The following is a 20,107-nucleotide window of genomic DNA, read 5'->3' on the forward strand; positions in this document are numbered from 1 at the left end:
TCAGCCCGATTTTACTCGTCCAGCATCACCACTTTGCCGATAAACGGCAGGTGGCGATAGCGCTGGGCGTAGTCAATACCGTAGCCCACCACGAACTCATCAGGAATAGAGAAACCGACATATTCCACCGGCACCTGCACTTCCCGGCGCTCCGGCTTATCCAGCAGAGTACAGATTGCCAGTGACTTAGGGCCACGCAGGCTGAAGATTTCCCGCACTTTGCTCAGCGTATTACCTGAATCAATAATGTCTTCGACAATCAGCACGTCCTTGCCGCGGATATCTTCATCCAGATCCTTGAGGATTTTTACATCGCGGGTACTGGAGGTGCCGTTACCGTAGCTGGAGGCGGTCATAAAATCGACCTCGTGAGGCACATCAATGGCCCGGCACAGGTCGGCCATAAACATAAAGGAGCCGCGCAGCAGGCCAACCAGCACCATATCGCTACCGCTGTTGCGGTAATGGTCATTGATTTGCTGGCCAAGTTCAGCAATGCGGGATTTGATCTCGGCTTCGGAGATCATCACTTCAACGGTATGTTTCATAGTTAGTCGTCGATTGTTCAGGGAAAGCGGCACAGTCTAGCACATTTCTCCCTCCTGACGCGCTCCGTTGCGCAACGCCCCACGGTAAATTACGCAATAGACATATGGACTGCTAAACGTAAAGATAGCCACATTTTATATCGCTATATGTTTTATCAATAGAACGTTAATTCATTTATCCTGCCCATACCGCGCATGATAGTTTAGCGCGAATAATAAAAGCACCGCGCCTAATGGCAGGAGATTGCATGGCTTCCTCACATTCTAAAAAAACGCATATCGGCAACCGCGAACTGCAGCCCGAAACCCAGATGCTTAACTACGGCTATGACCCGGCGCTGTCGGAAGGTGCGGTTAAGCCGCCGGTATTTCTCACCTCAACCTTCGTCTTCAACAGCGCCGAAGAGGGCCGCGATTTCTTTGACTACGTTTCCGGGCGTCGTGAGCCGCCTGCGGGAGAGGGAAACGGCCTGGTTTATTCGCGCTTTAATCATCCGAACAGCGAGATAGTGGAAGATCGACTGGCGGTCTATGAACGCACCGAAAGCGCGGCGCTGTTCTCCTCCGGCATGTCGGCAATTTCAACCACGCTATTGGCTTTCACCAGGCCCGGGGACACCATCCTGCACTCGCAGCCGCTTTACGGCGGTACGGAAACCCTGCTAAGCAAAACCTTCGGTAATCTGAATATTTCCAGCGTGGGATTCGCCGACGGCGTTGATGAAGCCTCAGTTCAGGCCGCCGCCGACAAGGCACTGGCGCAGGGTCGCGTGTCGGTGATCCTGATTGAGTCCCCGGCGAATCCGACCAATAGCCTGGTGGATATTGCGCTGATTAAACGCATCGCGGACAGCATCGAACAGCGGCAGAATTACCGCCCGGTAATTGCCTGCGATAACACGCTGCTGGGGCCGGTATTCTCTCGCCCAACCGAACACGGTGCGGATATCTCACTCTATTCACTGACCAAATACGTTGGCGGCCACTCGGATCTTATTGCCGGAGCGGCGATGGGCAGCAAGACGCTGATCCGCCAGGTGAAAGCGCTGCGCAGCGCCATCGGTACCCAGCTCGATCCGCACTCCAGCTGGATGATTGGACGATCGCTGGAGACGCTGGCGCTGCGTATGGAGCGCGCCAATGACAACGCGGCTGCTGTGGCGGAGTTTCTGCGCGACCATTCACAGGTGGAACACATCCACTATCTGCCGTTCCTGGACGCCGACTCGCCGCAGGGCAAAACGTATCGCGCCCAGTGCAGCGGCGCCGGTTCCACCTTCTCATTTGATATCCACGGCGGTGAAGCGGCGGCGTTTAAGTTCCTCAACTCGCTGCAGCTGTTCAAGCTGGCGGTCAGCCTCGGCGGCACCGAATCCCTCGCCAGCCATCCGGCCAGCACCACCCACTCCGGCGTTCCGCTGGAGGTCCGCGACCGCATAGGTATTAAATCCACGACGATCCGCCTGTCGATCGGCATCGAAAATAAAGACGACTTGATCGAGGATCTGCGGCTGGCGCTGCTGGGGTAAACGTTTGATCGCCAGCAGCAGCGGATGATGCTGCTGCTGGTTTTGAGTTGTTGTCGGGTGATTTATAAGGGCTGCCTGTACGGCAGTGAACTTACCAATGAGTGAGACACTCTTATCTTTCTAAGCTGCCTGTACGGCAGTGAACTCGAGTCCAGTCAGAGGAGCCAGCATTATCAATTTCTAAGCTGCCTGTACGGCAGTGAACCCAGCACCAACCCGCATGCAACCTTCCTGGCTTTTCTAAGCTGCCTGTACGGCAGTGAACATGAGCTACGTGTTTGAGTTTGCGCTGACAACTTTCTAAGCTGCCTGTACGGCAGTGAACACGGCGATTGTAGTGATACGGGTACATTGAAGTTTCTAAGCTGCCTGTACGGCAGTGAACCGTAACGTGCTTGCCACCATTCCGTTCTCGATTTTCTAAGCTGCCTGTACGGCAGTGAACGACAGCAAAGCGGCATTATATCTAGAGCTAGATTTCTAAGCTGCCTGTACGGCAGTGAACTTCTAGTGAAGGTTATAAGGATTCTTGGTTTATTTCTAAGCTGCCTGTACGGCAGTGAACGAATCCTGGGGAGTTAACAGCCCCGATGACGATTTCTAAGCTGCCTGTACGGCAGTGAACATTACCATAGAAGACTTCGTTGGTAGCATGCGTTTCTAAGCTGCCTGTACGGCAGTGAACTGTTATGAAAACATCTAACCATCTGTAACACAGACTGAAAAACCAAATACCCTCAAAAAACCCTCTTTCTAACGGCCCCTCCAACGCTAATGAAAATCAACAGGTTAGCGCTGGAGGAAAAAAAAGGGTCAGAACCAGGGGATAGGAGTAGTGGCACTCAAGCCGTAGGAACTAAATTCGCCATGAACCGGCGTTGACCCGAGCGGGCCATGTTCAATAAAAAATCGATAGGCATTGCCGTTGCTACCACTTTTTATAAACAGGAAAGGCAGATCGCTACGCTGTTCATTTACCGCATTAATCTTCTGCTGCGCCTCTAACTCACTTAACCAGCCTTTGTTAACCGAGCGGCGGCGCAGGCGCTCGGCGCTACTTTTAACCTGCACCCGTCGGACGGTGCGCCAGCTTTTATTCTCCGGCACCCGGGTAATAACATCGCAGTGAATATAGTCCTTCAGGCCATGCTGCCAGTCGCACTGCTGTAAGGAAGACAGATCCTCCCGCGATCCGTGCAGCCGGAGCCTGTTGCCCAGAGTTTGCCTTACCTCCGGAAAGCTGATGCCTATCCGGCCATCGGCGGCACGCTGTAAATACTGGTGCAATCGTTGAAAAAGCTGCGCCATGACAACGTGCTCCGCTGTCTCAGCATCCGCCAGAACGCGGATATCCTGATAGTAATCCATAGCCAGCCTCTACTCGCTTTTCTCACCGAATACGCCACCGCGAATCAGCGTCGCCATTACATAGTGCTGCTGTGCCACGTCAGGTTCCTGCGCTTTAGTGACCCAGTTATCCAGCAGAGTATAAAAATCCATTTTTTTAACCGGCTGGCGATAAGCGATACCTCTGCTGGTTACCGATCCGTAAGGCTCTACGGAAATGGGGCCAACGTCCTGTTCATCTGCCTCCGGATACCAGGTATCGATAGTCCGTAAGGCATTACCGATTTTTTGCGAGTGCATGGCTGCGACATCACCGATCTTATAGAGGACCTTACTTTTTTTACTGTTGCTGTCCAGTACCAGCTCCTGTGATGGAAAGACTTCCTGGCCGTTACCAAGGTAAACCTGCGCTTCCACGTTAAACAGCGCGAACGCATTACCCGCCAGCCCCTGTTCAATCGCCTGTGCCAGTTCCAGCAGATCGCCCTGTGGCTGGCTGAATGCACGCAGGCTGTAGTCATGGCTGTTAAACTTCCAGGTATGTTCTCCGCTAGTTACCTGTACCAAAATTCGCTCAGTGCCAACGCGGTTACGCCACAGAAAGCGGCCATTCGCTATATTTTCGGCATAGCGTGCCGCCAGCTCGCTGAAGCCGTTCCGGGTGATGTAACCGTTAATTACGGAGGTCAGTTCGGCCTGATATAGACGATCGTTACAAACGGATGGCGTGGAGAGATCGCCCAGCACCCGCAGGGTAAAACAGACTTTCAGGGTATCGGTATCGTACGGCAGAGCGGCAACATCAACGCGTTGCAGGTTCGCTTTTTGAATTTCAGCATCCAGCATTAACGGATCGCTGGCAATCGTATTCTTCAACCGGTTAGAAATGGTTCCGCGCACCGCCTTATCCTGAATTTTGATCGGCTGCCATCCCTCTTTTTCCTGCCATTTCCCGGCCAGCATAACGGCATCAGAGTTAGAGAGTTTGCGTTCAAAAGCCAGTACGGATGCGGTCTTAATTGTTGATTTAGCCATGATTATGTCCTTATAACGTTAAATTAGCTGTAATTGATTTCTTCGTCATATTCTGAGTAATTCTGGTCGCTGGCCGTTATTTCACTCCGGCAGAGATAGCTTCCATCCTCATAGTGGTACTGCCAGAGCAGTTCACGTAAATCATCAACCCGATGCAGGCCACGCCACTCACCTACGCCGTAGATCGCCTCGGTAAAGCAAAACGGCGTCTGTGTATCGCGAGCATTACTGACCTTTCCAGGCTCATAAACCGGAGAAATCGCCTGATAACCGGTCATCAACGGAACGAGGAAGCCTGCAGCGGGTTTAGGCTGATACTGCCAACTTACCGGTTCATCCGGTTCAGCTTCGTTGGCTACCGCCTGCATTTTGATGGTGGAAAAATCCAGCCACGCATCAATCATTTCGGCTTCCGGCCAGGACTGCTGCAGATGGGAAAAATGCTCAGCGAGCAGAGGTGATCGATCCAATAAAGCAAAACCGGGTAGTAAACGACGCAGTACCCGTCGGGCCTGTCGCCCATCCTCCGGCCAACCCAAAATCTGCACCTTCTCTACGGAAGTTACAGTCCCACCGGCCAGTCGTAGCCGCTGACACAGCGTTGCAATATGCCCGGCAAGTGCAATAGCCCCCTGCTCGCCATCGCGAATCATTCCGTTACAGCGAATCAACAGGGATACCGTCATGTGCATCCGCCCCTCTTCATTAAAAGGGGCCGTCTTAGCTTCCCGGGTTAATGGATTGCGGGTCTGGGAAAATACGTAATCGCGGCCTGAAGAGTGCGCATGTACCTGCTGCTGATGGCAGACCACGCCACAACCTTCTAACTCGATACCGTGTGTTTGAGTGAGCTGACGAGATAGTGCATGAGTAAAACCAAGAAAATGCGTTACAGCCGGGAACCCCCAGGTCAGGCCGGCAATCGCATTGGCGTTTTCAACACGCAGATGGCGTAAAATAATCAGGTTGCTCATGGCAGATCCTCTGCTAAATCATCTTCCAGTTCGCGCAGGCGTTTGTTAAGCAGAGGAGACGCTGAAAAATGCTGGTGCTCCACTGCCCCCAACTTAAGCGTTTCATCCCGCAGCTGGTGATTGAGCCACAGGCCAAAATCACGGGCGATCTCTTGCTTCCAGTCACCCTTTTCACGCTCAAGTCGAAACTGCAGATCGGTTTTGCTGCGAAGCGGATCCAACCAAAGCTGCTGAGACTGTTTTAGTCGACATTCCCGATCGGCACTCCAACCGCTGACCTGAGTAAGATTCTGAATTCCCGCAGCATAGTTAAACAGGATATCGATAATTTCATCCGTGAAAGCCAATCGCTGCTGACGAATCTCCATCGTGCTGTCCAGCGGTTTTACCTGATGTAAGTAGCGCTTCATTCTGAGAATCACCGGCCAGGCCTGGCGGGAAAACTCACTGTAAGAAAACAGGGACTGGTTTTTTAACGGTGGTTTGCTCACCGTCTGCCATGCGGGAGGCAAGCAGGGTAACAACCAGACTTTTCCGCCGCGTAAGCTGTTCAGATAAGAAATATTCTGCGGCTTGGTCCCCCCGAAATTAGCCACCGCAGTACCGGGGAAAACTACCACCGGTTCGCGGTGCCAGGTTTTGGCCTTCATTGCCGCTCGCGCATTTTTGGCCTCTTCGCTGAATCGCGCATCGGCAATACGCTGATGCAGAACGTGTGTTAACGAGGATGCAAATAGAGGGCTGATAAGATGGTACTGCTGTGGCGCGATGGGAAAATAGATTTGCTTCGCCAGATTATGGCTGACGGGTTGCTTATCGATCAGAACCTGTTTAAATCCTTCAATCCAGGCATCTGAAAGCTCTTTATTATCGGTTAAGGACTCCAGCACCGAGTAATCACCGCGATTAAGGCCGGCGATTAATGAGTCTCCCTGAACCTCTCTAAGCAACACCTTGGCGATATAAAAATACGCAGCGTTACCTACAATATCCAACTTTCGTCTACCTAGCGTTGCGGTTGAAAGATAGGAAGTGGAAGAGGTTGCCTCCTCATAGAAAACGCTGCTGCCGCGGGCTTTGCCGTGAGTGAACTTCAACGCATGAGTAGCCTGGCTGATTTGCCCGGTCAGAATGGCGGCATCCGTTAACCAGACTTCCAGCTGGTATTTTTTTTCAATTTCCGCACGCTGTTGATTCAGGTCCTGCACGACAGACGCTGAACCCTCCTGTTCAGACAGTGCGGACAGCTGTTTCTTTTTCTTCTTTTCGAATACGTCGAGCTTCTCTGTTTTCCGCTCATTGATGTAGTCGGTAATAAAAGAAGCCAATGTCTCCTGCAACATACCCTCTCCTTGAGTAACTTAATGACTAATATAACTCCTTCAACTTACAGATACGTAAGTGGTCATTTCTGTGCGGATACTGCGCTATTTTTAAAAATCATAATTTAAACAAATGCATTCATTTCATTATCTCTACAGAAAGGCCCCAAATAAGAGGCCTTTTTGTAAACATAACCAATTAATACTATCCCGCTGAGCCAGTTTAAAATTACACAGCACTATCTTTAAACACCCCCAAAATTGGATGAAAACACCAGCCCTTCCCTTTGTTATCAGGCAGAACAATTTCGCCAAAGCGGAGGCTTATCACCTCTAACTCCATACCCAGCTTATCAGCCAGATCCAGGTAAATTTGCTGATAGTCCGGCACCATCCATGCGCTGTTCCCTTCAGCAAACATAAGATTAACCGGGGAAAAAACTTCGCTTTCCTTTCGGCCTGCCGGGCCATCATCTGGAAAGTAAAACCTGGGGATATCCCCTTCTTCGGCAATTAGTAGGAAATACAAAGACTCAGGCTGTGACTGCCGAAAAGGTTTTCGCCGTTGAAGCTCACCGCACCATGTCATCTGCTCGCGCCACCATAAAGCGGCACATTCGGGCGAAGCCTTCTCCCCCTGCAATTCTACCCATAAGCGTCGATGTTCAAGATCGGCAAAATTGCTAAAAGGTGAGCGAATGCCTGGTTTAACTCTTTCCTGAATACGCGGCGCGGCGCTGATTTTTTCGTACTGTTCAGATTCCAGCAGTTGGGTAAGATCGTGGCTGGCCAGCATGAATTTTGTATTTTCAAAACCGGGCAGGCTGTAGGCCGCATGCTGTGTCCCGGGATTTTGCAGCGCACGTATATTTTCCTGAAGGATATAAAAATTATCCGAACTGACCGGACGCTGGCGATGGCGCTGAATTCGGCCCGCCAGTTGGATAAGTGAGCGCATTGAACTCGGTTCAGCAATCGCCCAGTCGTAATCATGATCTCTTCCGACTTCAGCAACAGACGTTGCCAGCACCACAAACAGATGATGCTGTTGCGGATGCTGGCTCAGCGCGCTTTCGATTTCATCAACATGCCATAAGGCCTGCTCCTGATAGCGCGTTAACGTCTCATCGAGTCTTCGCTCAATCCAGGAGCGCATCGCCAGCGGATGCTGGCTGTGATACACGCAGTAATGAATATGGTGATTTTCCGCAGCGGGGGTCGACATCAGCAACCGGGCAATCGCAACCAGCGGGTTAATATTGGCGATACGCACGATGCCCACGGATACGGTTTTATCTGATTCAGCATGACGCTGATGATGCTCAGCGTGCAGTGCCAGCATCGAGCTGGACAGGCTTTCGGCAACGCTGCGATACACCGCGGCTTCGTCATGTGTTGCAGAAGCAGTAGGCACCAGCCTGCAACGCCGCAGCACCGGTGATTTATCCAGCCGGCCTATCCGCCGCGTAACGAAGGCTTCATGCAGCGATTTAAACGCCAGCGGTTGTATCACCTCTTCCGTAAACGTCTCGTTCTCGTCAAACCACGCGCAGCAAACCGGCCTGTTCTCAACCAGCCCACAGGCCTGCTGAAAGATCTCACGCCCGCTGCGATAGGCATTAAACAGCGCCAGCACCAGCGCGGGAGGCAGCGTTGCGGAGGAAAGCAGCACGCGAGAACCCAGCATTCCCGCCCAGTTAACCAACCGACACAGCGCTGGAAGGTCATTGATATCAAAATCATCCGGTTCATCAAGCACCAGATCCGAGGTCAGCAACCGCAGCATGGGGGCTATCTGCCTGCCTCCCCGCAGCCCTTCCGTTGCGGAGATTAAGTGATCGATCGTCGTCACCAGCACTGGCGCACTGACCAGCTTATGCAAACTGCCGTCGTTTTTGAGCCAGAGGCTAAGCCGCCCGTCATCCAGGCTGCCGTCATAACTGACATACTGATGCTCAGCCACTAACGCGTTGGCGGATTCACTCCCGGTAGATTTGGATTTCTCGTCATCGATCCGCAGCTGATGCAGCTGTGCCATGGCCTGCGAGCCAATCAGAACGGCTAAATCGTCCTCCTGCAGCGTCAGTTTTTCGCGCAGGGCATCCCCGGTTTGCAACGTTAAGGCCCGCAGTCCAAGAGCCACCGAGAAGCGGCATCCCTGCTGCTCATCGGCCAGGGCGTACATAATGCGCGCATTAGCGAAAGTTTTACCGCAGCCGGTTGAAGCCATATTGATGCCAAAGAACCCCTGATTTGCGGAGCGCTCACGCAAGGCAAGTGCGGCATCATAGGCTTTGTCCTGCCAACGATATTTTTCTTGCTCACTTCGCTTCTTGAAGCCTTTATGGCGGGTAATCGCCGGCAGGCTTTTTCGCAAATTCGGCAGGCTTCTGGCCAGCAGCAGCGCATTCTGCGCCACGCCGATATTATGTTCGTCCAGTTTCTGCTTTGGTTTACCGGTATTACGATCGGTGTTGGCCGCGGGTAAATAACCCGGATCCTGCCAGCCGGGTGTTGCTGGCTGAGAGGAGTAGAAGTGATCGGCCAGCATAAGGGCCAGCCGGGCAAGATGGCAGGTAAAGCGTTGATTAAGATCGATCTGGGCAAGCCAGGCAGGTTGAGCCAGTAGCCGCTGAGAGAGTTTTCTGGCTTTCGCACACCATGTGCTACTGCGCATCGGCGTGCCGTGCGGGAACTGCCACTGTGCCTGAAAATCCGTCTGCGCCCAATCTGACTTTTCGTGGTTACGGGCGTTCCACACCGTATCGAGATGACTGGTCAGCCAGTGTTCCTGATAGGCAAGGTCGGGAGGTATACCCTGGCCATCTTCTTTTTGCTGATAGCAGGGTAAACGGTGGTGAGAAAGAATCAGCCAGGCCACTACCCTGGCTACCGGCGGTAGATCTTTAAACGCGTTAGGTGAATCCGTCAGGCCATCTTTTTTCATAGATGCCAGCATTGCAGATTCATCGCTGGCATCAATCCGGCTTAACGCGGTGAGCCATTCGCTGTCACTGCGTTCACCAATCCAGCCACAGAATAAGCGCAGCGAAACCCATTCATGACGATAGGGCTGAAAGGTCTTGATCCCTTTTTCCCCGCGCAGCATTTTCTGAAACAGGCTGTTAGCCTTCCCGAAATCATGAAAAAGCCCCGCCACAGCGGCCAGCAGGCCTATCGCTTCAATACTGTGCCAGCTGTTTTCATCCTTACTTTTCAGTACGTCAGCCGTCGTGATGTTGGTGGGAACACTGCCCTGCTCATTAAAACGGCGAAGGTTGCCGACGATCCATAGCAGTTCGGTTTGTCCGTCCTTCTTTATCCAGTGGCAGGCAACCGCAGTATTCCTGCGGGCGGTCTTACGCAGCAATTTACGCAGCGTCAGCAGCCCCTGCCAGGTGATAGCGGTTTGCCAGCTACGATCGCCTTTTCTTTCCGCAAACAGATCGAGAATGCATCGGCTTTCTTCTAAGGCCCGTTTATTACACTGGGAAATCAATACAATATTCATTTTCCCGCCCGGCTCAACTGCTGTGATACGGACTCCAGCGCGTCAATCATCGTATCCAGCGCATCAGCATTTTGCAGGCTGGTAAGGCAGCGCTGGCGGAACTCTTGTTCTTCTTCTCCGGCCATCGCCGCAATAAACGCCTGCGGCAGAATCAATGCATCTTTAATCAGATCCGCCACATCAAATACCAGCCCGCCTCGACGCGTTTTGCCATGCAGCACGGCCAGCCCATGCGGTAAGCCAATGACCCAACAGGCCACCGCAGCAAGGCCATAGGCCAGATAGTTGCCATGATCGAGAAAACGGTTGGCCCGATCGATACCACCCCCGCGTTTTGCCCGGGTAAAGTCGCCATACTTAACGCTTTCGGCAGCGAGTTTATATAGCGCCTTGGTCATTACCGCCTCAAGCGCCAGCAGGTCAGTGCTATTACTACAGCCTGTAAGGCCCTGCTCAAAACGTTCCAGGACACCGTTTAAACGAGGAATATCAATAGTGAATTTGTCTTCTCGCTGCATTTTCGCACCGCTCCATGCCTGCCGAACCTGGTTGATTCGAACGCGCTGAAACGCAATAGCAGCTTCCAAACGTAATGCTTCATCAAACCAGAAACTGACCCAGTGCTGTAAATACTCGGTAGGCCGATATTCGCTTTGCGAGCTAAGCCAGGAAACATCGACTTCAACGTCATTCGCCGCATACAGTGGTGTACCGCCGCCTCCGCAGAATCCGACCAGTACACCTGCACGGGCAAACTCACGCATTGCAGCCTGAGTCACCGACGTGCCGGTTCCTAACATCACTACGGTGGTATTTGCGATGGGGATATTCCAGTAAAGCGATCGTTTACCTTCATCCGTGACATATTCCACACGCCCACCGTTTACCAGAACCCGGCAGTATTGCAGGTAATAAATATTGCTACGTTTGGAATGCAAGATAGTCTTTAAATCCGAAGAGCCGATCGTTTCCATACTGATCCTCTGGCGGTTTTTGAATACTGTTTGCTCATAGTGAATGTGATAACAACACGGGCACTGATTATTATTTCGTCGGCTAGATATTTTTCAATTACGGATAACACGATTTTTGATAGCGATTGATTTGATGCTGCCTGTACGGCAGTGAACACGGTGTGAAGTCTGACGAGGTGGACCTGTCATTTCTAAGCTGCCTGTACGGCAGTGAACCCATGATTGCGCGGCGACGTGCCGTGGTTAGTTTTCTAAGCTGCCTGTACCCCAGTGAACCATTAACCATGCCCGTCGCATGGTTTTTTTTGTTTTCTAAGCTGCCTGTACGGCAGTGAACCTGCAGCTGACAGATGCAGAGTTTTGCGATTTTTTCTAAGCTGCCTGTACGGCAGTGAACTGGAAATAGACCAGCATCTGCCTCATCAATAATTTCTAAGCTGCCTGTACGGCAGTGAACCCCGGTTCCCGGGTGTGCGTGCGCGGCCGTCATTTCTAAGCTGCCTGTACGGCAGTGAACCGTATCGAGCAGGGCATCAGCATTTCCTCGATTTTCTAAGCTGCCTGTACGGCAGTGAACTTCCATCCTGGGACGTGTGAGCGCGGCAGAATTTTCTAAGCTGCCTGTACGGCAGTGAACGAGATGGCCAGCGCCTATAATCTTGCCCTGCATTTCTAAGCTGCCTGTACGGCAGTGAACAAAGGTAATCCTTCTCGGGCAAAACTGCGGCATTTCTAAGCTGCCTGTACGGCAGTGAACTCATTCGGTGCGCCGGCAAATGGCACAGCCGCTTTTCTAAGCTGCCTGTACGGCAGTGAACCTGGTGATGCATCCGCTTGAGTCGCTTAAATCTTTCTAAGCTGCCTGTACGGCAGTGAACTAAAAAAGGTCATCATTTCCTGAACAGGTAAATTTCTAAGCTGCCTGTACGGCAGTGAACGGTAATGCTGGAACCACTGCTCCGGCGTTGCTTTTCTAAGCTGCCTGTCCGGCAGTGAACCCGATCAGCATCCAGCAGCTGGCGGTAATGCTTTTCTAAGCTGCCTGTACGGCAGTGAACGCGTTTAACGGTGATTGCAAAGTGATATTCCATTTCTAAGCTGCCTGTACGGCAGTGAACAATTTCAGGGGCAGGCGCGGCAAATATATTGTTTTCTAAGCTGCCTGTACGGCAGTGAACTTCTGGTTGATGCGAGCACCCGCATTAGAGTTTTTCTAAGCTGCCTGTACGGCAGTGAACAAGTCTGTTGATGAGAAGATCAGGTCGTTGATTTTCTAAGCTGCCTGTACGGCAGTGAACGAGGATAAACAGATGGTAGTTTCGAAGTTGATTTTCTAAGCTGCCTGTACGGCAGTGAACGTATATGCAGCCCAGTCGCCCGCATCTGCACATTTCTAAGCTGCCTGTACGGCAGTGAACTGGACGTTTATGTCCTGTCGCGCTCAAATGGTTTTCTAAGCTGCCTGTACGGCAGTGAACCGTTAGCTTCTCACGATAACCCGATGAGGGTAATCAGGTTTTCGCTATAAACTCTCGTTAACCCCTCTTTTTCTCAACCACAATAATATCCATATAAATCAAAAAACTGAGAAATCCGTAAAAAAAAGGGTATCAACTCACCGGTCCCACCGGGGAAAAATATGCTTTCTGCCCCGGCAATCCAGCCCTCACGCCATCACACCACGGTGAAGCCGAGCATCATCCCGGTATCTTCATGCTCCAGCAGGTGACAGTGCGCCATATAGGCGTTGGCTTTGTCCGCCTTATGGTTAAAGCGCACCAGAATTTCGCTACGCCCGCCTTCTACATGCACCATGTCCTTCCAGCCGCTGCGGTGCGCGGCTGGCGGTTTGCCATTTTCAGACAGGATGCGGAACTGGGTACCGTGAACGTGGAAGGGATGCATCATCATGTCGCCCTCACCGGAGATGGTCCACTTCTCCCATATGCCCTGCTTCGCCTCAAACGCAGGTTTATCCATATTGAAAGCAACGCCGTTAATCTTATTTCCCTGATGGAAGTCGAATGGCGCGGCGGATTTCTCCGGCTTACCTTTCATATCGCCGTGGCCCATCGCCTTCTTGCCATGGTCCATCCCGGCCATATTTCCGTGATCCATTCCGCCCATGCTGCCGTGGTCCATGCCCTGCATCTTCCCAGCTGGCGCTGTTGCAGAATGATCGCTTTTCGCTCCCCCCATGCCATGCGCGGACATATCCATCCCCGCAATTGCCGCATGGCCGTATTTATCCATCAGCGCCTGCATGCCCCGGCGGTCCAGCTCGGGATCCATCATCAGCTGCAGCCAGCGGGTGTCGGAAGCCTGCGGCACGGCAACGGCGGGCATCTCCACCAGCTTATCGGGCAGAGTGCCACTGGCCATCACCCGCAGCGGGGTAATCGACAGCACCGGCAGCGGCTGGTCAAACGGCGTTAGCGTCATGCCCATCTGGCGCACCGGCAGCGTTTGCAACTCAAACGGCTTGCCGTCGGAGGTATCCACCAGCACTTCGAAACGTTCACCCGGCATCATCGGCAGCTCGCTGAGTTTGACCGGTTCCGCCAGCAGTCCACCGTCGCTGGCAATAACGTACATCGGGCGGCTGTCACTGGTTGTCAGGTTCAGCGAGCGGGCGTTGCAGCCGTTCAGCAGGCGCAGGCGCAGCCAGCCGCGCGGCACGCCGTGCTGCGGATAAATCTCGCCGTTGGTCAGCAGCATATCGCCGAACCAGCCGACCGCCGCATCCATCACATCCAGCCGATAGTCAATTTTGCTGCCGTCTTCGGTCAGGCGTTTATCCTGCAGGATCACCGGAATATCATCCACGCCCCACTGTTTCGGCAGCAGCAGTTTGCCACTCTCGGGATCGTTTATCAGCACCAGGCCCGCCAGTCCCTGCGCAACCTGATAGCCGGTACGGCCATGCTGATGAGGGTGGAACCAGCAGGTTGCGGCGGGCTGGTCCGGGGTAAAGCTGACGCTGCGCTGCTGCCCCGGTTCAATCCTCGCCTGTGGTCCGCCGTCCACTTCGCCGGGGATCTCCAGCCCGTGCCAGTGCACGGTGGTCGTGTCGGGCAGGCGGTTGAAGATATTCACACGGACTTCTTTACCACGATCCAGCTGGATTGCCGGACCGAGCAGGCTGCCGTTATAGCCCCAGGTCGGAACGTCCTTGCCCCGCCAGTGGCTGGAGCCCTGCTGGGCAACGAGTTTGATTTCACCGCGCGCATCGGGTAGCAGCAGTGAGGGAACGGGTAATAAAGGACGCTGTTCGGCCGCCATCAGCGAGCGGCTCCACAGCGGCAGGGCGCTGGCTGCGCCAAGTGCGGCGCTTAATTTGAGAAAGTCACGACGTTGCATCATTCATTCCTTTTTTCAGATGTCGAAAACACAGGCAGCATAAACCCTTACCCAGCGGGAAGGTCAAGCCGCGATAAAAGGGCGAAAACGGGTTATCGCAGGCTTTCTAAGGGAAAAGGGGCTGGCACCCGGCCTGAACTGTGCTAACGTTTGCTCATTGCACACGAATGAGAACAACTATGAAGACAAGCATCAAGGCTCTGTTGCTGTTAGGGCTTTTTGGCTTCTCCTCCACCAGTTTCGCCCTGAGCGAATCGGAAGCAGAAGATTTGGCCGATTTAACTGCCGTATTTGTTTATCTGAAAAATGACTGTGGCTACCAGGATCTTCCGGACGGGCAGGTTCGCCGCGCACTGATGTTCTACGCGCAGCAAAATCGCTGGGATCTCAGCAATTACAATAGCTTCAATATGAAATCGCTCGGTGAGGACAGCTATCGCGATCTGAGCGGCATTGCCATTCCGAACGATACCAAGTGCAAATCGCTGGCCCGTGACTCCCTGAGCCTGCTTGCCTACGTCAGATAATCACCCGCTTTCCCCCTTCCCGCGTCCGAATTGACCGTGCAACCACGGTCAGAAATGGCTATTCTAATGCCCCCATTTTTCGTGGCTGTTATGAGGAGAAAACCCCACCATGGCCGATAAAGAAATGTGGTATGAAACCCTTCATGCCGGATTCGGACAGTATTTTTCTGTCGATAACGTACTGTATCGCGAACAGACCGGGCACCAGGATCTGATCATCTTTGAAAATGCCGCGCTGGGCCGTGTAATGGCGCTGGACGGCGTAGTACAAACCACCGAGCGCGATGAGTTCATTTATCATGAGATGATGACCCATATTCCCCTGCTGGCCCACGGCGCGGCGGAGAGCGTGCTTATCATCGGCGGCGGCGACGGTGCCATGCTGCGCGAAGTGAGCCGCCATCAGGGCATCAAAAAAATCACCATGGTTGAGATCGATGCCGGGGTGGTGACGTTCTGCAAACAGTATCTGCCGAACCACAGCCAGGGTGCTTATGACGACCCGCGCTTTACGCTGGTGATTGATGACGGCGTGAACTTCGTGAAGCAAACCGCTGAGAAGTTTGACGTGATTATCTCTGACTGCACCGACCCGATTGGTCCGGGAGAGAGCCTGTTCACCTCAGAATTCTACGCCGGCTGCCATCGTATCCTTCATGAAAATGGCATCTTCGTGGCGCAGAATGGCGTCTGCTTCCTGCAGCAGGACGAAGCGGTCAACAGCCATCGCAAGCTCGGCCATTACTTCAAAGACGTCAGCTTCTATCAGGCGGCGGTCCCGACCTACTACGGCGGCATCATGACCTTTGCCTGGGCCAGCGATAATCCGGCACTGCGTCAGCTGGATGCGTCAACGATTGCCAAGCGCTTTACCGCCTCCGGGCTGACCTGCCGTTACTACAATCCGGCAATCCACGCGGGCAGTTTTGCCCTGCCACAGTATCTGTTAAATGCACTGGTCGGCTGACCGGGCATTTTAAGGGGGTGACCTAAATTGCAAAAGCTTAAACTACATGGCTTCAACAACCTGACGAAAAGCCTGAGTTTTTGTATCTACGATATCTGTTACGCGAACACTGAAGCGGAACGCGACGGATATATTGCGTACATTGATGAGCAGTACAACGCCAACCGTCTGACGGAAATTCTCAGCGAAACCTGCTCGATTATCGGCGCTAACGTGCTGAATATTGCCCGCCAGGACTACGAGCCACAGGGCGCCAGCGTGACGATTCTGGTCAGCGAAGAGCCAATCGATCCGCGCGATATTGATACCTCTGAACATCCCGGCCCGCTGCCGAACTCGGTGGTTGCCCATCTGGATAAAAGCCATATCTGTGTGCATACCTACCCGGAAAGCCACCCGGAAGGCGGTCTGTGTACCTTCCGCGCCGATATCGAAGTGTCGACCTGCGGGGTGATTTCGCCGCTGAAAGCGCTGAACTACCTGATTCACCAGCTGGAATCCGATATTGTCACCATCGACTATCGCGTGCGCGGTTTCACCCGCGACGTGAACGGGGTGAAACACTTTATCGACCATGAGATCAATTCAATCCAGAACTTTATGTCCGACGACATGAAAGGGATGTATGACATGATGGACGTGAACGTCTATCAGGAAAATATTTTTCACACCAAGATGTTGCTGAAGGATTTCGATCTTCGCCACTATCTGTTTAACACTAAACCTGACGATCTCAGCCCGCAGGAGCACAAGCGGATCACCGATCTGCTGTGGAAAGAGATGCGTGAGATTTACTACGGACGCAATATTCCGTCGGTGGGATTAAAAACGCAGTAAGGATCTGGCCCTGACTACAGGGCCAGACTTAACGAAAATGACTGTCCGCTCAGTTCCTGCTGGGATTCAGCGGACAGCTGCGTATCGGTAATAATATCGCTCAGCTGATGCAGCGGCGCGGCCTGGAACAGCGACCACGAGCCGTATTTGCTGCTGTCGGCCAGCAGCACCCGGCGACGGGCATTCACCAGCAAATCCTGCTTCAGCCCCGCTTTCTCCTCGGTGGGTGCCGTAATCCCCTTCTCCAGACTCCACGAGTTGCAGCTGACAAACGCGATATCGGGATAGATACCGCGCAGCAGGCGGCGGCCGTGTTCGCCAATACAGGACTGGCTGGAATCATCAATCCGCCCGCCGATAATCGTCACTTCAATCTGCTTAAATTCGGCAAGAAACAGCGCGATATGCAAGTCGGCGGTGATCACCCGCAGCGGCAGATGGGTCAGCTGACGCGCCAGTTCCAGCATCGTGGTACCGGCATCCAGCACCACCGCATCGCCGGACTTCACCAGGCTGGCGGCATGGCGCGCAATGGTCTGCTTCTCCACCAGATGACGCTGCATTTTCTCCAGCGTCGTAGGCTGATTGGGGATAAAGCGATTGAGGGTCACGCCGCCGTGACTGCGGCTGATCACCCCTTCCCGATCGAGCTTGATTAAATCGCGTCGTATCGTGGCGGGTGACGCCGCAATGGCGGCCACCAGTTGATCAACGGTGACCAGATTATGACTTTTCAGATAGTCCATAATCTGATCGAGGCGGCTTTGTCCCTTCATAAACCCTTATGCAAGCTGCATCGCTAACTGAATAGAGATTGCCATGCTCGCAGAGTTCGCTTTTCCTGTCCAGGCAATATCAAACGCCGTTCCGTGGTCGGCGGAGGTGCGGATAAACGGCAGTCCGGCGGTGATGTTAACCCCGTCATAAAAGCCCAGCAGCTTCAGCGGAATGTGCCCCTGGTCATGGTACATCGCCACCACGATATCGTACTGGCCTTCCTGGCACTGCAGGAAAACGGTGTCCGGCGGGCACGGACCGTAAACGTCAAGACCCTGCGCCTTCATCGCCTGAACCGCCGGGCCAACGATGGTAATTTCTTCATCGCCAAACAGCCCGTTTTCACCCGCGTGCGGGTTAACCCCGGCAACGGCGATACGCGGCTTGTCGAAACCGACTCGCTTGAGGAAGGTGTCCGCCATGCCGATCACCGTTTCAATGCGCTCGCGGCCCAGTGTGTCGAGGAACTTGCGCAGGGCAATATGCGTGGTGACGTGGATCACCTTCAGCTTATCGGTATACAGTACCATCGCGTAGTTCTTGCTGTCGGTCAGCTTGGCCAGCAGCTCGGTATGCCCCGGATAAAGATGCCCGGCGGAGTGCAGCGCCTCTTTATTCAGCGGTGCCGTGGCGATAGCCTGCACCTCACCGGCCATCGCCAGCTCGGTGGCACGCTTCACGCAGCGGTAGGCCAGATCGCCCGCCGCCGCCTGCACCACGCCCGCCTGCAGGGCAGCCGGATCGGCCAGCGGCTCGTCAATAACGTTAATAATGCCCGGTGCAAAATGCGCATCGGCCACACGTTCCAGCACCCGCAGTTCGGCCTGCGGCGTGATGTTCAGGCCGAGGATGCGGCGCAGCGTACTGGCACAGCCCACCACCACCGCCGGACAGCCGGACAGCTCACCCTCACTCAGCGCCTTGATAATAATTTCAGGACCGATACCCGCCGGGTCGCCCATGGTGACTGCAATAACTTTACTCACTCGACTTCTCCTCAATAAAACGAATCACTTCTACCAGGGTGTTTTCATCACCAAAGCCACCGGCCCGGGTCATCACCAGCAGGGAATCGGTAACATTTAATAAGCGGCCCCACGGCACACAGCCCGCGATTTGGCCTTCGATCTGGAATCCACCGGCACCCAGCCCGCGAGCGACGGCTATCGCCACATCGCCACCGGAGAGGTACAGGCCGCCGGGTTTTACCTCCTGCAGCACGTCGCGGGTCAGCGCCGCCAGCAGGGCACAAATTTGTTCACCGAGTTGAGCGCGGCTCAGCCGATGCTGCTCACACAGCGCCGCAATCGACTCGCGCTGGCTGCGATCCTGACAGGTGCGGATCACGCAGTGCTGCCCGGACTGAAGCGCCTGCACCACCGCCTGCCGCCAGGCCTCGCGCTGCGGCCACGGCGGCGTGGCAAATAGTCCGCTGATATCAATATCCACCAGCGCGATCGGCTGCTGCTGCTGCAGGCGGGCAATCTGCTGCTGACCGATCTCACTCATCGATCCCACCACCGCCAGCGCCGGGCGCGGCTGACGCTCGGCCAGCAATCCGCTCAGCGCATCGCTCAGCCCGGCCGCCCCGACCAGTAAAGGACGCGGCAGCAGCTGCACGGCAGCCTGCATAATGCGCTGCAGATCGCCGTCGATTTCGGCATCAACGATGATGAAACGCTGGCCGCCCGCCGCCGCCTGCTGCATCTGCGCCAGCAGATCGTCGCCGCGCACCGCCGACAGCGGCAGCGAAACGGAAGGTAACCGGCTCTGCTCAGCCAGCCGTGCGGCAATGCTGGCGCTGCTCACCGGCGTTTTCGGATCGCTGGCAAACTCCGTTTCGGTCAGCAGCAGCCCGTGGATATAGCACTGGCCGTTGCGCGTTATCCGCCCCAGCCTTGGAACGGCGGGCACCACCAGCGCCAGTCCGGCTCCGCTAGTCAGCAGCGCCGCTTCGATTTCCGCCCCCAGGTTGCCCCGCAGCGTTGAATCAATCTTCTTAAACAGCCAGCCGTCCTCCAGCGCCTGCGGCCAGTGGGACAGCGCATCGCGCACCCGCTCCGCCGCTTCGCTGCCGTTCAGCGCGCGGCTGTCGGTGCCGATCACCCAGACGTCGGCGCTGCTCAGGTCCTGTGCAGCCCGGCTGTCGAACAGCACGTTCACTCTGGCACCTGCCCGGGCCAGCCCGCTTCCGGCGTCATTGGCCCCGGTAAAATCATCGGCAATCACCACTACCGGCGTTTGCCATCTACGCTGCGTCATTGTTACTCCTGCGGTCAGTCAAACGGCCTCGGTCATGATGCTGACAGTAAGTACCGCTGCAAACTTAGTATGATTATATTCAATCACATTTGATTAAATGTGAGCAACTTCAAATTAATCAGAATCAATATGTCCTA

At 54.2% G+C, this 20,107-nt stretch carries 15 protein-coding genes and 2 CRISPR repeat arrays; of the genes, 4 read left to right on the forward strand and 11 right to left on the reverse strand.

Going from position 1 to position 20,107, the window contains the following annotated elements; translation table 11 throughout:
• Positions 1-11: 11 nt before the first annotated feature.
• Positions 12-548 (reverse strand): hypoxanthine phosphoribosyltransferase, encoded by a 537-nt coding sequence (hpt, locus tag EC836_RS21955; protein ID WP_123337105.1) that lies wholly within the window; start codon positions 546-548, stop codon positions 12-14.
• Positions 549-796: 248 nt separating this feature from the next.
• Between hpt and EC836_RS21960 the strand changes: the two genes are divergently transcribed.
• The gene (locus EC836_RS21960; RefSeq protein WP_123337107.1) at positions 797-2,077 is read left to right on the forward strand and encodes a cystathionine gamma-synthase family protein; all 1,281 of its coding nucleotides are present in this window, start codon (positions 797-799) and stop codon (positions 2,075-2,077) included.
• A 63-nt stretch (positions 2,078-2,140) separates the two neighbouring features.
• A CRISPR array of direct repeats spans positions 2,141-2,762; the repeat unit is 28 nt; unit sequence TTTCTAAGCTGCCTGTACGGCAGTGAAC.
• Between the two features lie 128 nt (positions 2,763-2,890).
• On the opposite strand, the gene cas6f is transcribed toward EC836_RS21960, so the two are convergent.
• The 7 genes from cas6f to cueO all read right to left on the reverse strand — a co-directional run bounded on the left by cas6f (position 2,891) and on the right by cueO (position 14,600).
• The gene (gene cas6f / locus EC836_RS21965; protein ID WP_123337109.1) at positions 2,891-3,445 is read right to left on the reverse strand and encodes a type I-F CRISPR-associated endoribonuclease Cas6/Csy4; all 555 of its coding nucleotides are present in this window, start codon (positions 3,443-3,445) and stop codon (positions 2,891-2,893) included.
• A gap of 9 nt (positions 3,446-3,454) precedes the next feature.
• A complete protein-coding gene (gene csy3 / locus EC836_RS21970) occupies positions 3,455-4,459 on the reverse strand; it encodes a type I-F CRISPR-associated protein Csy3 (RefSeq protein ID WP_123337111.1) in 1,005 nt (334 codons plus the stop codon).
• A 23-nt stretch (positions 4,460-4,482) separates the two neighbouring features.
• The gene (gene csy2 / locus EC836_RS21975; protein WP_123337113.1) at positions 4,483-5,433 is read right to left on the reverse strand and encodes a type I-F CRISPR-associated protein Csy2; all 951 of its coding nucleotides are present in this window, start codon (positions 5,431-5,433) and stop codon (positions 4,483-4,485) included.
• The gene (csy1, locus tag EC836_RS21980) at positions 5,430-6,776 is read right to left on the reverse strand and encodes a type I-F CRISPR-associated protein Csy1 (protein ID WP_123337114.1); all 1,347 of its coding nucleotides are present in this window, start codon (positions 6,774-6,776) and stop codon (positions 5,430-5,432) included. Before csy1 ends, csy2 begins: the two co-directional genes overlap by 4 nt.
• Positions 6,777-6,984: 208 nt before the next feature.
• Complete coding sequence (cas3f, locus tag EC836_RS21985; RefSeq protein WP_123337116.1) at positions 6,985-10,266, reverse strand: type I-F CRISPR-associated helicase Cas3f; 3,282 nt, start codon at positions 10,264-10,266, stop codon at positions 6,985-6,987.
• Positions 10,263-11,240, reverse strand: coding sequence for a type I-F CRISPR-associated endonuclease Cas1f (gene cas1f, locus EC836_RS21990; protein WP_123337118.1), 978 nt, complete (start codon positions 11,238-11,240; stop codon positions 10,263-10,265). The genes cas3f and cas1f overlap by 4 nt, the downstream gene beginning before the upstream one ends.
• Before the next feature lie 128 nt (positions 11,241-11,368).
• A CRISPR array of direct repeats spans positions 11,369-12,718; the repeat unit is 28 nt; unit sequence TTTCTAAGCTGCCTGTACGGCAGTGAAC.
• Between the two features lie 196 nt (positions 12,719-12,914).
• Positions 12,915-14,600: a multicopper oxidase CueO gene (gene cueO / locus EC836_RS21995; protein WP_123337120.1), complete on the reverse strand. Its 1,686-nt coding sequence runs from the start codon at positions 14,598-14,600 to the stop codon at positions 12,915-12,917.
• Positions 14,601-14,779: 179 nt separating this feature from the next.
• Between cueO and EC836_RS22000 the strand changes: the two genes are divergently transcribed.
• The 3 genes from EC836_RS22000 (at position 14,780) to speD (ending at position 16,931) form a co-directional block, all read left to right on the forward strand.
• Positions 14,780-15,127 carry a YacC family pilotin-like protein gene (locus EC836_RS22000; protein WP_123337122.1) on the forward strand — a complete coding sequence of 116 codons (348 nt, stop codon included), beginning with the start codon at positions 14,780-14,782 and terminating at the stop codon, positions 15,125-15,127.
• A 109-nt stretch (positions 15,128-15,236) separates the two neighbouring features.
• Entirely contained in the window at positions 15,237-16,094 is an 858-nt protein-coding gene (gene speE, locus EC836_RS22005) for a polyamine aminopropyltransferase (RefSeq protein ID WP_123337124.1), read from the forward strand.
• Between the two features lie 27 nt (positions 16,095-16,121).
• The gene (speD, locus tag EC836_RS22010) at positions 16,122-16,931 is read left to right on the forward strand and encodes an adenosylmethionine decarboxylase (RefSeq protein ID WP_123337126.1); all 810 of its coding nucleotides are present in this window, start codon (positions 16,122-16,124) and stop codon (positions 16,929-16,931) included.
• Positions 16,932-16,945: 14 nt separating this feature from the next.
• On the opposite strand, the gene EC836_RS22015 is transcribed toward speD, so the two are convergent.
• The 3 genes from EC836_RS22015 to EC836_RS22025 are packed head-to-tail and all read right to left on the reverse strand — an operon-like array spanning position 16,946 to position 19,970.
• Entirely contained in the window at positions 16,946-17,707 is a 762-nt protein-coding gene (locus tag EC836_RS22015; protein WP_123337128.1) for a DeoR/GlpR family DNA-binding transcription regulator, read from the reverse strand.
• Positions 17,708-17,713: 6 nt separating this feature from the next.
• A complete protein-coding gene (locus tag EC836_RS22020) occupies positions 17,714-18,694 on the reverse strand; it encodes a D-threonate 4-phosphate dehydrogenase (protein WP_123337130.1) in 981 nt (326 codons plus the stop codon).
• Positions 18,687-19,970, reverse strand: a complete 1,284-nt coding sequence (locus EC836_RS22025) for a four-carbon acid sugar kinase family protein (RefSeq protein ID WP_123337132.1) — start codon at positions 19,968-19,970, stop codon at positions 18,687-18,689. The genes EC836_RS22020 and EC836_RS22025 overlap by 8 nt, the downstream gene beginning before the upstream one ends.
• Between the last annotated feature and the right edge of the window lie 137 nt (positions 19,971-20,107).

Source organism: Erwinia sp. JUb26 (assembly GCF_003751505.1).
GTDB lineage: Bacteria > Pseudomonadota > Gammaproteobacteria > Enterobacterales > Enterobacteriaceae > Erwinia.